Below are 13,219 nucleotides of genomic sequence, written 5' to 3'. Positions count from 1 at the left end.
TATGTACCGGACCGCCGCCCTCTTCTGTTTTGCCTGCGCAGTCAGCTATCTTGCGACCGGGGCTTTTTTTCTACTGGATCCTTCAGCGCAATATCCTGCCGGGTCCGATGCCTACTGGCAGGAGCTGGCCTCCGGTCCCTTTGCAAGGCAGGGGTTTCTATTCGCCTTCGGGTTTGCGGGGCTGTGCGCGCTCGCCGTTATCCCGCCCTTGCGCAGGTTTCTCAGCCTGGATGAGCGGCATGTGGCTTACTGGGGCTGCACGCTTGGCCTGCTTGGCTATGCGGTCACTTCGATCACTTACCTGAGGCTTCTGGGGGGAGAAGCCAAGAGAGCGGAGGTGGTTGCCTCCGGGGATGCCCTGGCCTCAAAAGTGATCCAGTCCTTTTCCTTGAGCCTTGATACGCAAGGGTGGCTGATATTCGCCTGTGTCGGGTTGTTTTTGCTCCTGGTAAATCTGCATGGTTTCAGGACCAGACGCCTGCCACGTGTCCTTTGCGCATTGGGGATTGTCTGCGCAGGGCTATATTTCACGGCGTTCGCAGGACTGCTCTTCTCGCGTCCGGAGCTGACGACCCTGGCTGCGGCGGCCGGAGGCGTGGCCCTCGGCCCCATCTGGTGGCTATGGTTGGGCGAACGGCTGTGGCGGGCCGGCGCCTGATTAGCTTGCCAGTTCGCCCCGCTTGGCCAATTTGCTCTGCATTGACTGTGTCTCCTCTTGCAGATCGGCGGCATCCGCTTCTTTTCGGGCCCGGTTTTGCTCATGCGCCCGGACGCTATCCGGTTTGCCGAAGAAGTAGCCCTGAACAAGATGGCAGCCGGCGGCACGCAGCAGCGTGACCTGATTTTCCGTTTCGACGCCCTCCGCGGTGATCAGCACGTCGAGCGAGCGTCCCAGGCCGATGATCGATGTGACGATGGCATCCGTGCTCGGATCATGGCCGAGGTTCTGGATGAAGGCCTTGTCGATCTTGATCTTGTCGAAGGGAAAGCGGCTCAGGTAACTGAGTGACGAATAGCCGGTGCCGAAGTCGTCCATGGCAATAGCTACGCCCATGTTACGTATGGCCTTCAACGTTTCAACCACTGCCTCTGTGTTGGCGATCAGCAGACTTTCGGTGATCTCGATCTCAAGCCGTTCGGGTTTCAGGCCGCTGGTGCGCAGGGCTTGTGCAACTTTTCGCTCGGTGACGCCGGCTTTGAACTGCGCCGCCGATACGTTCACCGCAACCTTCAAGGTCTGATCGTCCCATTTGGCGGCTTCCTGGCAGGCGTGGTTCAGCACCCAGTCACCAATGTCTTCGATCAGACCGCAGTCTTCGGCGACCGGAATGAAGAGATCTGGCGGTATTTTGCCCTTGACCGGATGTTCCCACCGGATAAGGGCCTCATAGCCCGTTAGCCTGTTGTCCCTGAGCGCGTATTGCGGCTGGAAAAGCACTTCGAACTGATCGAGGCGGAGGGCCTTTGCAAGACCTTCCTCAATTTCCTTGCGGCGCTGGGCATCGGCATCCATTTCTGCTGTGTACCAGGAGAAGGTCGAGCGGCCCGAATGCTTAGATCTGTAAAGCGCGAGATCGGCACAGTGCAGAACGCGGGATGCACGCCAGTTGCCGTCACTCGCGCGGGCAATGCCGATGGACAAGGAAATCTTGATTTCCTTGCCATCAATCACGCATGGAGACTTTGTCGCGGCGATCATGTCGGATGCGAGTTTGGTCAGGCGCGCGACGTCTGCCACCGACTGGAACATGACCGCAAATTCGTCACCGGACAACCGTGAGACCAGATGGTCGCTAAAGACTGCGCGCAGCCGGTCGGCAATTACCTGCAGAAAAATGTCCCCAGTCGCATGACCGTGGGTGTCGTTGATTTCCTTGAATTTGTCGACGTCGATCAGCATCACGCCCATATTGGTCGCTTTAGCGTGCGTGATGCGGAGCGCCTCCGTCAGGCGGGCATTGAACACTGCCCGGTTGGGCAGCCCGGTGAGGGCATCATGGTGGGCGAGGAACTCGATATCCTGGTTTTTCTTGACCTGGTCATGAAACCGTAACCAGAGCAACAGCCCCGCCATGAGGAAAGACACAATGCTCAAGGCCGAAAGAACAAGGGTCGCTACATTCGCGATCACCTCCAGATCCGCGATACGGCCATTGTGATCCAGACCGATCAGTAGCGCGCCTTCGGGATGGCCGTCGACGAAATTGGGGATGACGACGACCGAGCGTCTCTGGAGTTGCCCAGTGGAGCCCAACTCGACGGCGGTGTAGGGCTTCGTGGCTGTTTCTAGCTTCCCAAGGGCGCGATAGACGTTTTCCCATGGAACTCCAGCGTTCCGGGCAAACGCGACAAGCTCCTTGTTCAAAGGGCTGCCGAGAGTGAAGTCCGAGTCCTTTACGACCGTGAAGGCGAGGGGAGTGGACGGCGACATGAGTTTGCTCAGAGCGTCCTGCAACTCCCCGGATATCGTGTTTTGGGCATCTCCGTCTGGAGACAGATCAATCGGATCTTCTTCAGTACTGGATCCCGACAAGCGCATGCCGTAGCTGCCCTCAGGAGCTGGCAGCTCTGCAAAGAGGTCTTTGAACGCATAGATCTGTTCAGCGGTCAGGAGTGCTGGTTGAACCTGCTCCAGGGATTGTTCGAGGCTGCGGACCAGGAGCCAATGGCTGAAGACACGATTGGCAGCGTAAACGCACAATGCCAAGGCCAAGGCCAGACCCAATGTGGACAGGCCGAAAACGAGGTTGTGGCGGGTGCGGGTTGCCGTCATAAGGGAATGTGCTTCTCGATGGTCACTCAATAGCTTTCCTGTCTAGCTCAGAGAGGTTTCGCCATAGTGAATCTGACTGATGAGAACGCAACGTAAGTTTGTATCAGTCACAAGACTGTGTCTGGGACGCAGGAGCCTTCCTGCGCGCCAGTGACGCGCCTCTTTTCCTTTCCATCCTGGATGTCTCCCGATAAAACTCGGGTCCATATGAAAAGAATCGGGGATTGGCCGTCCGTCCACATATCCTCTTGATGAACAAGGCCTTTGCTTTTGAGCAGGCCGCATGGGGGCTTTATTGGGAGTTTGGTCTAGTCTCGCGAGCATCGTTGCAGCGATCGGATCCGGCAGCGTGCAGCTTGTCGACCGGCTGGTGCAGCTCGTCCTGACACGGCCAGAGGGAACGAGTTCTGTCGGCTTTACCGTTGCGATGATTGCCTTGTCCGCAAAAATGGCCAAAGCCGATGGTGTGGTCACGACGGATGAAATTCTGGCCTTCCGGGAACTGTTCGAGGTTCCTGAGGGCGAAGAGCGCAATGTGGCGCGCTTGTTCAATCTGGCCAAAGAGGACGTTGCAGGCTTTGACGTCTATGCCCGCAAGCTCGCCGACCTCTTCCCTTACGACACCAAGACCCTCAATGACATTCTCGACGGTCTGTTCCATATCGCCAAGGCGGATGGGGTGATCCATGAGAGCGAGATTTCGTTCCTGGCCGAGGTCGCGAAGATTTTCGGACTGGACGAACGCGAGTTTCAGCAAATGCTGGCCCGCCACGCCAGAGGCGGAGCTGATCCCTATGCGGTGATCGGCCTGGAGCCGGATGCCACCAGCGAGGAATTGAAGGCACAGTACCGCAAGGAAGTGCGCGAAACGCATCCAGACCGGCTGATTGCCCGCGGCGTTCCAGAAGAGTTTGTGCGCATCGCAAACGACAGGCTGGCTGCCCTGAATGCGGCCTGGGCGCAGATCTGTGCGGAAAGAGGACTATGAGCGTCACAACCGATACCGGGGTTAAGGCCCGGGTGCATCCGTCCCCCAATCACGGCGAGCGCCCGGCAGGCGTGCCGATCGATACGGTGATCCTTCACTATACCGGTATGCAGGACGCGGAAGGCGCGTTGCGCAGACTGTGCGATCCGCGCGCGGAGGTGTCTGCCCATTATCTGGTGTGTGAGGACGGCTCCATCCTGCAATGTGTGCCTGAGGCCCGCCGGGCCTGGCATGCGGGCAAGAGCTTCTGGAAAGGCGAGACGGACCTCAACTCCCGTTCCATTGGGATCGAGATCGTCAACCCGGGTCATGAATTCGGCTATCGTCCTTTTCCTAGCGTCCAGATTGATGCTGTCTGTGATTTGACGGCCGACATCTGCAAGCGCCACAGGATCCAGCCCTGGCGGGTTCTGGCTCATTCCGATGTTGCGCCTGACCGCAAGGAAGATCCGGGCGAACTGTTCCCATGGAATGTTCTGGCTGACCGCGGCGTCGGGCACTATGTGTCACCCGCAGCCATGACCAGCGGGTTCTTCATGCAGGAAGGAGAGGAAGGCCAGCCGGTCGAGGCGATCCAGTCCATGCTCGCGCTCTATGGCTATGACGTCCAGATCTCAGGCGTCTTTGACCGCCGGACCCGGGACGCGGTGACAGCATTCCAGCGTCACTTCCGCCAGGAGAAGGTTGACGGAGTTGTTGACCGCTCCACCTTGGAGACTCTCCATCAACTGCTCTCCACACTTCCCGCCCTATAGACCGTTTTACCGGTATTGAAAGCGCGGCCCATCGAGGGTTCCGGGATCGGAACCTTCGGCGAGGATAAGCGTTAGTGAGTGCAGTGCAAAATTCTACTGGGCTGCCTCTGGACTGATTTGTGCCGGATTATGCCCTTTTGCCGTCGAATACCTGCCTTTTTCTGCAGGAATTACCTAAAATTTAACTGAAAACCTGGCAATTCTCTGTAATATTTTGAAATATTTCGTGATCAGACGAGGCTGATTTTCGTCAAACCACCCCGTCATTCCTCCGCCCTTAGAAAACACCCCAGTTTAAACAAATAAGGGCAATCACTGAATGTTGCGGTCTGCAAATTCTCTCGTGAAGGCTGTGTGCCTGATCTTACCTATTCTCACCCCAGTAACGCTTACATCGACCGCATATGCCGGTGGTGAGGTTATCCGTCCCGTCGCCGTGAAGAACGATGATACTGAGGCTAAAAAGCCGGAACCGGCCAAGCTGGATGTCATCGGGGCAGGCCAGAGTCCCGGCGAAGTGATCCGGGTGGTTAATGCCGGCAAGGCAGTGGCAAGCGCTTCTGAAGAGGACGGCGAGGGTGCCGGCAAGAAGAAGTCCCTGCGCCGTTCCCGTGGAGCCTCCGCAACGAGTGCACCCGCAATTGCCCGTTCTTCTACGAATTATGCCGAGCTGATTCGCGCCGCCGCCAAAAAACACGGTGTGCCGCTTGAGATCGCTCAGGCTGTCGTGCGGATCGAAAGCAACTTCAATCCCCGTGCCCGTGGCAGCCACGGCGAAGTGGGGCTTATGCAGATCAAGCCGGCAACGGCACGCGGCCTCGGATACCGTGGTTCGACCAAAGCGCTCTATGACCCCAAGACCAATCTGGAATGGGGCATGCGCTATCTGGCCGGTGCGCACCAGCGCGCATCCGGAGACGTTTGCGGCACCATCCTGCGCTACAACGCTGGCCACTTCGCAAAGCGCATGAATGCCCGCAGCCGCAGCTATTGCAGCCAGGTCAAGCAGCTGATCGCCTCCAGCTGATCGCGTCTGACAATCTGGCTGGTTTGAAGGGCCTGCCCCCTGGGCGGGCCCTTTGCCTTTGGAAAAGGCCTTGAGACGTTTCGGGAACCCGGCAAATATGCAACCGCCCGCTGACCTGTTTTGAACGGGCGGGCGTGCGCTCTGGAGGTTTGCTTGGATTCGGAATTGACACTGGCCGCATTGCTCGGCCTCGGCTTTCTGTTTGTCTCGGTGGTTTTGCCGATCTTGCTTGCCTTCAAGGTGCGCAAGCTTGGACGGGAGCTGGACGCGGTCCGGCAAGTCGTCGCGGCTCTCAGAACCGGGCAGGCCTCACCCGATGCGCCTCCGGCGGCGTCCGCCGCCCCCGAAGCACCTTCCGCTGAGACGAGGCGCCGGGTGACGCCGCCGTTGCCTTTGCCGCCTGAGCGGGACTTGCAGGAAACGCCTGACATCCCGACGCCGGCCTCCAATCCGGATGACGCTCTGCCCTCAGACCAGCCTCCCGCTGACAACGTGTCCGTGGGACCTTGGGGTGGCGGCAAGGCAACCGGGCCGGAGGATGCGGCCGAAGCATCCGGGAAAGCGCAACGCTCTGCTGCAGCACAGGCGGCGGGCCGGAGCGGGGATGCCAAGGGATCTGGACCAGACCCCGATTTGGGCGGGCGCAAGGCGGCCCGCGAGCAGGTGATCGGCGCCAGGTGGAGCGTCTGGGCAGGCGGCATCACCCTTGCCTTTGGTGGCGTGTTCCTCGTCAAATACGCCATAGACAATGGTATTCTCGGACCGGGTGTCCGGGTTCTCCTGGGGCTGCTCTTTGGAGCCCTGGTTCTGGCTGCCGGGGAGTGGACCCGCCGCCGTCCCAGGTCCTTCAGTGTTCCTGGCTATGAGAGTGCCAACATTCCGGCGATGCTGACGGCAGTGGGCACGCTGGCACTGTTTGCCTCGATTTTTGCAGCTCACGGTCTCTATGGCTTGATCGGTCCCGCACTGGCTTTCCTGAGCCTTGGCGCAGTTGCCCTGCTCACCATGCTCGCGGCCCTGCTGCACGGTCCGGGCCTTGCGGCGCTCGGGCTTCTGGCCAGTTACTGTGTTCCCTTCCTGATCAATTCGGACCGCGGCGAAATCCTCCCGGTCGCGATCCTGGTGCTGGTGGTCTCTGCCAGCGCGGTGGCCATCGGGCGCTACCGGATGTGGCTCTGGCTTGCAGGGGCGGCGGTGGCAGGTCTGTTCCTCTATGCGATGGGTTTTGAGGCCGCAGCTTCCAGCGGCGACCGGATTATCGTGACGGGCTATCTGATGGGGGCCATTGCCATTGCCTATTGCGGCTTTGTGCTGGGGCTGCACCCGCGCGCCCCTGAATGGCAGGAAAAACCAGACCGGGCCGCGACCCTCGCGTTGTCTGGCTTTGCCCTGCCGCTGGCTTGCAACGTTCAGTTTGACGCCTCCATGACAGGGACTGTGATCGAGGCCCTCCTGCTGCTCGGCTTGCCGGTTCTGGCTGTCATCTTTCACAGCAGCCTGCGGCTTGTGCTCTGGCTGCCGCTTCTTGCCGGGCTCTGGTCTGTCTACTGGTTTGGCACGTCGTTCGATGTCGAAGGGCTGATGATGCCGATCGACAGCCCGGCAGACATCATCTCGCCGCTGCCGCGGCAGGTAGGAGAGGCAACGGCTCAATATGCTGCGCTGCTTCTCGCACTTGGGGCGCTGGTCGTGGGCGGCGGCATTTATGCTGCGTTCCGGTCCGCTGCGCGAGCATCTCTGGCCGCCAATGCGGTTCTGTGCAGCCTGGCCTTGCTCTGTCTTGGATATCTGCGCATCGAGACCTGGCAGGTTTCTGTGCCCTTTGCTGTGGTCGCCTTGCTGCTTGCGGCTGGGTTCTACGGTCTGTCCGAGTGGCTTGCGCCTACATTGCGGCAGGGCCCCGGCGGGCCGCAGTCGCTTGCGGCCTGGCTCACCGGGGCTGTCATGGCTTTGGCTTTGGCGGCCTGTTTTGCCTTCACCGCGGGAGCGCTGACCGTTGCGCTGGGCCTGGTCATGCCGGCTTTCACGCTCGTCTACCTGCGCCACCGCCTGCCGGAACTTCGGGTTCTGGCTCCTTTCACGGTCATTCCCTATGCCTTGCGGCTTCTGTGGGATCCGTTCATCGCCGGGGCAGATCTCGGCACGACACCGGTCTTCAACGCGCTGCTTTATGGCTATGGTCTGCCTTGTGCAGGTTTCATTTTCTCGGCGGTGATCTTTACACGCAGCCACCGCGATCGCTGGTCAGAAGCGCTGCAGGCTATCGCGATCGTCTCCGTCGCGGTTACTCTGGGCATGCTGGCCCTTCACGCTATCGATCCGTCCTTCCGGTTCGTCTCCGATGAAAGCCGCTTCCAGGCGTCTGCCATGCTCATGCTCATTGGCGGGGCGGTGTCTCTTGGTCTGACGAGGTTTCTGCCGGGAACGCGCCACTCCGTTCTGGAGAATGGGGCGATGACCCTCAGCATTCTTGGCATGATCCTCGGCGGGCTTGCCATGCTGGTGGCGGAGAACCCGCTGTTCACTGAGGCGGATGTAGGGTCAGGCGTTCTGGTGAACTGGATCACGTTCGGCTACGGCCTGCCTGCGCTGGTCTATGGCCTTCTTGCCTATGTGTCCCGGCGCTACCGGCCAAGGATCTACTGGATGACCGCGGCCGGGTTCGCCTCGGCATTGGGGTTCTGCTTCATCAATCTGACGATCCGCAACCTGTTCAGCCCTGGTGTGCTCACCCTTGAGCCCGTTGGAGAGCTGGAACACTACGTCTATTCCTTCGTCTGGCTGGTGGCCGGGGTGGGGTGCCTTCTTTACGGCATGCGCCGCGGCTCACTGCTGCTGCGCAAGGCTTCCGGTGTGATCATTGCCCTGGTGGTCCTGAAGGTGTTCCTGATCGACATGTCAGCGCTGGAGGGCGTCTTGAGGGCTCTGTCCTTCATCGGCCTTGGCGTGACCCTGATCGGTATCGGCTATCTCTATCAGCGGATGATCCTGAATCTTCCGGAAGGTGCCCCTGGGGCAGATGCGGGCGGCCAATGAAGTCCCGCCGAAGTGCGATGGCAAACGGGAGAAGGGCTCGCTTGACCTTTCTCCCGTTCCCACATAAGGCAACGTGGCCAGTTGGCCGGACAGCCGCTGCCGCAAGTGCCGAAAGGCCGCGGGGGAGGAAAGTCCGGGCTCCAAGGAAACACGGTGCCGGGTAACGCCCGGCGGGGGCGACCCTAGGGAAAGTGCCACAGAAAGCAAACCGCCCCGGATCCGTCCGGGGTAAGGGTGAAAGGGTGGGGTAAGAGCCCACCGCGCGGACGGTAACGGACGCGGCACGGTAAACCCCACCGGGAGCAAAACCGAATAGGGGTGGCGCGGGCGCTTGACGTCCAGGCCGGTTTCCAGGCCAGTCACCCGGGTTGGTTGCGAGAGGCGTCCGGCAACGGCCGTCCCAGATGAATGGCTGTCGCGTGCAGGTCTTCGGGCCAGTGCCATACAGAACCCGGCTTACAGGCCAACTGGCATTTCATCCTGAAAAGCGGCCTCAGACCGCAAGCAGCAAATCAGCCGCTCCAGGGTCTGAGGCAGAGCGTGACCGGCGTGCCGGATTGACCTCATTTTTCTCCCTCAAATTTGGCTGAAGCTGCAGTGCAGCAATCGGCATCCGTCTGTCCCCCGGATGTCCACAAGTTTAACCAATCTGCAAGCCTTGATTCCGTTGCGTCAATTTATTGGTGGTCGGGGATGCTCCGGAGTCCGATTCTTAAGCGAAGTCAAGCCTTCGTTAACCATATTCTGGCATCAAGACAGGAGGGTGGCGAACGGTATGGGGCCAGAGGATTCCAGTCCTTTCCATTGACCTCCCATGAAATCCCATGTTATCCCATAGATACCCAGAACGGGGAGTTCCGGCCCATCTTTTGGACCGGACGCAGGGACCAGATGGATCCGACGCGTGGCCGCAATAGGCCGTTCTTCCAGTTCGTTTGGGTATTTGGGCTTCGTCAGACCGGAATGGTCTGCCAAGAGAGGGTTTATGGCCGGCTTCGTCTCGCACTTCACCAACCGGCTGGATGCCAAGGGTCGCGTGTCGATCCCTGCGTCTTTCCGCGCGGTGCTGGCAAAAGACGGCTATGAGGGCCTCTACTGCATTGCCTCTTCCCACTCTGCGGCGGTGGATGCTGGCGGCAATGACCTGCTTGCCCAGATCCAGACCCGTCTGGATGCCTTTGCCAAACTCACCCCAGACCATGATGCGCTTGCGATTGCCCTGTTCGGGGCGAGTGAGACGCCGAAGATCGATGGGGATGGGCGTGTCGTGATCTCCGATATGATCCGGGATCACACGGGCATAACCGACCAGGTCACGTTTGCAGGGCTCGGCTACAAGTTCCAGATCTGGGAACCGGAGCGTTTCCGCGAGCATCGCGCAGAGGCCGCAAAGCGCGCGCTCGCAATGTTGTCGGGGCAAGTTGTCCCGGCGCAGGCGCAAGGGGGACTGGCATGACGGCGCGCGGCGAAACAGGTGCTGCCTCCCTGGCAGCAGATGACGCTGGCGGACCAGCGCGTCATGTGCCGGTCCTCCTGGGTCCTGTCCTTGAACATCTTTCTGCGCAGCCGGATGAGGTCATCATCGACGGCACCTTCGGAGCGGGCGGCTACAGCCGCGCGCTGCTGGACGCCGGTGCCCGTGTCATCGGCATTGACCGGGACCCCGATGCAATCGCCGGAGGTCAGCCCCTGGTGGAGGCGTCGAAGGGACGCCTGACCCTGGTTCCTGGCCAGTTTGCGGATCTGGAAACACATGCCCGTTCGCTCGGGTATGACGGCGTTGATGGGGTCGTTCTCGATCTCGGCGTTTCGTCCATGCAGCTCGATCAGGCGGACCGCGGCTTTTCCTTCATGCGCGACGGGCCGCTGGACATGCGCATGGAGCAGGCTGGCCCTTCCGCCGCTGACGTGGTCAATACCCTGCCGGTCCGGGATCTGATCCGGATCATTGGTTTGCTGGGCGAGGAAAAGCGTGCGACGACCGTGGCGCATGCCATCGACAATGCCCGCAAGGAAAAGCCGCTGACCCGCACTGCGGACCTTGCGAACCTTGTCGAGAAGGCTCTTGGCCGTTCTCCCAAGAAGGCGCAGATCCATCCGGCGACACGCACGTTCCAAGGCTTGCGTATCTATGTGAACGGCGAGCTGCACCAGGCGGCCAGGGCTTTGTCGGCTGCCGAACGGATTCTCAAGCCGGGCGGACGTCTCGTCATAGTCAGCTTTCATTCGCTGGAAGACCGTCTGGTGAAGAAGTTCTTCGCCGACCGGACGAAGGTCCGTGGCGGTGGTTCCCGGCACATGCCGGAAGAGGATGTGCCGCCGGCAACTTTCGAATTGATCGCCCGCAAGGCCGTGGAGCCGACAGAGGCAGAGACCGCCGCGAACCCGCGCGCCCGGTCCGCCAAGCTCCGCGCCGGCAGAAGGACTGCAGAGGCGGCCCGCGATCTCGACATTCACTCTATCGGCGTGCCGAGGCTCGCCGAATTCCACGGGCTAGGGGGCTGAGCCATGGGCCGCTATCTCAATTTCGTGTTTATTCTGCTGGTGGTCGCCGGAGCGGCTGCCGTTTATGACATGAAGCTTGCGGCGACCAAGTCCGCATCGCATGTGTCCGAGCTGCAGCGCGAGATTGACGCCGAGCATGAGGCGATCCGTTTGCTGAGAGCCGAGTGGAGCACTTTGAACCAGCCTGACCGGTTGCAGCACCTTGTCGATCGCTACAATGAATACCTGCAGCTTCAGCCCCTTGAGGTGAAGCAGATCGTGACGCTTGACGAGCTTCCGCCGCGCCCCGTGACGCTTGAGCCGATTGGCGGAAAAGAGCCGATGAGCGGCTATGCAGGCGCGACTGCAGCTGTGATCAGGTGAGGGTTGAAATGACGATGACCGTTGAAACCCAATCCTTTCTGCAAGTCCGCCGCTCCCGTCCGCGGGCGTCTGCAGGATCGATTTCCTCCGGTGCGGTGAAATCCCGCGTCTATATCGTGATGATGAGCTTTCTGCTTGGCTTCACCGTCATCGGAGGCCGCTTGGCGATGCTCGCACAGATGGATGAACAGCCATCGCAGGCGCTGATTTCCGCACAGGACACTGTCGCTGCCTCCCGCCCCGATCTTCTCGACCGGAACGGCGAGATCCTTGCGACCGACATCAAGACCTCGTCTCTTTACGCGGAGCCGCGGCGTATCCTGGATGTCGATGAGGCGGTTGACGGCTTGGCCCGGGTGCTGCCGGACCTCGACCGCAAAATGGTTCAACGCCGTCTCGAAAGCCGTGCCGGGTTTGTCTGGCTCAAGCGTGAACTGACGCCGGATCAGGTGACAAAGGTTCACAATCTGGGGCTTCCGGGGATCGGCTTCCTGTCCGAGAACAGGCGCTTTTATCCAGGCGGGCCGACCGCTGGCCATATTGTCGGTTCGGTCAATATCGACAACCAGGGTCTCACGGGGATTGAGCGGCATATCGATCAGCAGTGGTTGTCCGACCTGCAGAAGCTTGGCTTTGCCTCAGACCGGCCCATGGAGCCTGTTAAGCTGGCGATGGACCTCCGGGTTCAGCATGTGGTGCGCGATGAGCTGGTGAAAGCCATGGAGCGGTACCAGGCGATTGCTGCCGTCGGCATTGTGCTGGATGTGAAGACGGGCGAAGTGGTCGCCATGTCGTCCTTGCCGGACTACGATCCGAACGACCGCTCGCAGGCTCTGGAACAGAAGCGCATGAACCGGGCTACTGGCGGCGTGTACGAGATGGGGTCCGTTTTCAAGACGTTCACCACCGCAATGGCGCTCGATTCGGGGGCTGTAAAGATCACTGACAGCTTCGATGCCAGCCGTCCGGTGCGGGCGCACGGCAGGACGATTTCGGATTTCCACGGGAAACATCGCATCCTCTCCGTGCCGGAGATCTTTATCTATTCCTCCAACGTCGGCACCATCAAGATGATGCTGACGAGCGGCATCGAGCGGGAGCAGGAGTTCTTCACCCGCATCGGCCTGACCACCCGGCTCAAGACGGAGCTGCCGGAAAATGCAGCGCCTCTGCTGCCGCCGAAATGGAATGAACTGGCCGCTATGACCATTTCCTTTGGTCACGGTATTTCGGTAACGCCAATGCAGACGGCGGTCGCTGCTGCGGCTCTGGTAAATGGCGGGACGCTTATTCCCCCGACCTTCTTCCCGCGGACCCGTGAGCAGGCCAAGGCTTTGGGAACACGTGTTGTTTCCGAAGATGTCAGCCGTAAGATGCGTTACCTGTTCCGGCTGAATGTTACTGATCGTGGTGGTTCGGGCAAGCGGGCGGAAGTGCCCGGCTATGTGGTTGGCGGCAAGACGGGGACGGCGGAGAAGATCGAGAATGGCCGCTATGTTTCCAACAAGCGCCGCAACTCCTTCCTGTCAGCTTTCCCCATGGATGACCCGCGTTATGTGGTGTTGACGGTGATCGATGAGCCCAAGCCCGAACGTCCGGGGCTTCCAGCCACGGCAGGCATGAACGCAGCCATTATGGTGAGCAATATCATCCGCCGCTCCGCCCCGATGCTGGGTGTGATGCCGCAGTTCCAGGACAGTGAAAAGCCGATTGAAGTATCTTACTAAGCGGCAAGGGAAACCGGCGGGGTCGCAACCGTAATCCGGTTTCCA

10 protein-coding genes and 1 other RNA gene are annotated in these 13,219 nt (G+C 60.3%); 10 read left to right on the top strand and 1 reads right to left on the bottom strand.

Annotated elements, in window-relative coordinates; translation table 11 throughout:
• Position 1 precedes the first annotated feature (1 nt).
• The gene (locus IG616_RS03445) at positions 2–658 is read left to right on the top strand and encodes a DUF4386 family protein (protein ID WP_192146381.1); all 657 of its coding nucleotides are present in this window, start codon (positions 2–4) and stop codon (positions 656–658) included.
• Here IG616_RS03445 and IG616_RS03440 read toward each other — a convergent pair whose 3' ends face one another.
• Complete coding sequence (locus IG616_RS03440) at positions 659–2,773, bottom strand: putative bifunctional diguanylate cyclase/phosphodiesterase (RefSeq protein ID WP_192146379.1); 2,115 nt, start codon at positions 2,771–2,773, stop codon at positions 659–661.
• A gap of 295 nt (positions 2,774–3,068) precedes the next feature.
• Here IG616_RS03440 and IG616_RS03435 point away from each other — a divergent pair, with 295 nt between their 5' ends.
• The 9 genes from IG616_RS03435 to IG616_RS03395 all read left to right on the top strand — a co-directional run bounded on the left by IG616_RS03435 (position 3,069) and on the right by IG616_RS03395 (position 13,174).
• On the top strand, positions 3,069–3,761 hold the full coding sequence (locus tag IG616_RS03435; RefSeq protein ID WP_192146377.1) for a J domain-containing protein: 693 nt from the start codon (positions 3,069–3,071) through the stop codon (positions 3,759–3,761).
• Positions 3,758–4,516 (top strand): N-acetylmuramoyl-L-alanine amidase, encoded by a 759-nt coding sequence (locus tag IG616_RS03430; RefSeq protein ID WP_192146375.1) that lies wholly within the window; start codon positions 3,758–3,760, stop codon positions 4,514–4,516. The genes IG616_RS03435 and IG616_RS03430 overlap by 4 nt, the downstream gene beginning before the upstream one ends.
• A gap of 517 nt (positions 4,517–5,033) precedes the next feature.
• A complete protein-coding gene (locus IG616_RS03425) occupies positions 5,034–5,543 on the top strand; it encodes a lytic transglycosylase domain-containing protein (protein WP_425504146.1) in 510 nt (169 codons plus the stop codon).
• Positions 5,544–5,696: 153 nt separating this feature from the next.
• Complete coding sequence (locus IG616_RS03420; protein ID WP_192146373.1) at positions 5,697–8,579, top strand: DUF2339 domain-containing protein; 2,883 nt, start codon at positions 5,697–5,699, stop codon at positions 8,577–8,579.
• A gap of 77 nt (positions 8,580–8,656) precedes the next feature.
• Positions 8,657–9,054: RNase P RNA component class A (gene rnpB, locus IG616_RS03415), an RNA gene on the top strand.
• A 510-nt stretch (positions 9,055–9,564) separates the two neighbouring features.
• Positions 9,565–10,035 (top strand): division/cell wall cluster transcriptional repressor MraZ, encoded by a 471-nt coding sequence (locus tag IG616_RS03410; protein ID WP_192146371.1) that lies wholly within the window; start codon positions 9,565–9,567, stop codon positions 10,033–10,035.
• Entirely contained in the window at positions 10,032–11,084 is a 1,053-nt protein-coding gene (gene rsmH, locus IG616_RS03405) for a 16S rRNA (cytosine(1402)-N(4))-methyltransferase RsmH (RefSeq protein ID WP_192146369.1), read from the top strand. The genes IG616_RS03410 and rsmH overlap by 4 nt, the downstream gene beginning before the upstream one ends.
• A gap of 3 nt (positions 11,085–11,087) precedes the next feature.
• On the top strand, positions 11,088–11,447 hold the full coding sequence (gene ftsL / locus IG616_RS03400) for a cell division protein FtsL (protein WP_192146367.1): 360 nt from the start codon (positions 11,088–11,090) through the stop codon (positions 11,445–11,447).
• Positions 11,448–11,455: 8 nt separating this feature from the next.
• Positions 11,456–13,174 carry a peptidoglycan D,D-transpeptidase FtsI family protein gene (locus IG616_RS03395; protein ID WP_192146365.1) on the top strand — a complete coding sequence of 573 codons (1,719 nt, stop codon included), beginning with the start codon at positions 11,456–11,458 and terminating at the stop codon, positions 13,172–13,174.
• Positions 13,175–13,219: the final 45 nt, after the last annotated feature.

It is taken from the genome of Roseibium litorale, from assembly GCF_014842915.1.
Lineage (GTDB): Bacteria > Pseudomonadota > Alphaproteobacteria > Rhizobiales > Stappiaceae > Roseibium > Roseibium litorale.
Note: the sequence above shows the minus strand (reverse complement) of the source record. Positions and strands in the feature narration are given on the sequence as shown.

Coding starts and splice junctions, on each gene's coding strand:
- IG616_RS03445 (WP_192146381.1), top strand. CDS start 2: ATGTACCGGACCGCCGCCCTCTTCTGTTTTGCCTGCGCAGTCAGCTAT.
- IG616_RS03440 (WP_192146379.1), bottom strand. CDS start 2,773: ATGACGGCAACCCGCACCCGCCACAACCTCGTTTTCGGCCTGTCCACA.
- IG616_RS03430 (WP_192146375.1), top strand. CDS start 3,758: ATGAGCGTCACAACCGATACCGGGGTTAAGGCCCGGGTGCATCCGTCC.
- IG616_RS03410 (WP_192146371.1), top strand. CDS start 9,565: ATGGCCGGCTTCGTCTCGCACTTCACCAACCGGCTGGATGCCAAGGGT.
- rsmH (WP_192146369.1), top strand. CDS start 10,032: ATGACGGCGCGCGGCGAAACAGGTGCTGCCTCCCTGGCAGCAGATGAC.
- ftsL (WP_192146367.1), top strand. CDS start 11,088: ATGGGCCGCTATCTCAATTTCGTGTTTATTCTGCTGGTGGTCGCCGGA.
- IG616_RS03395 (WP_192146365.1), top strand. CDS start 11,456: ATGACGATGACCGTTGAAACCCAATCCTTTCTGCAAGTCCGCCGCTCC.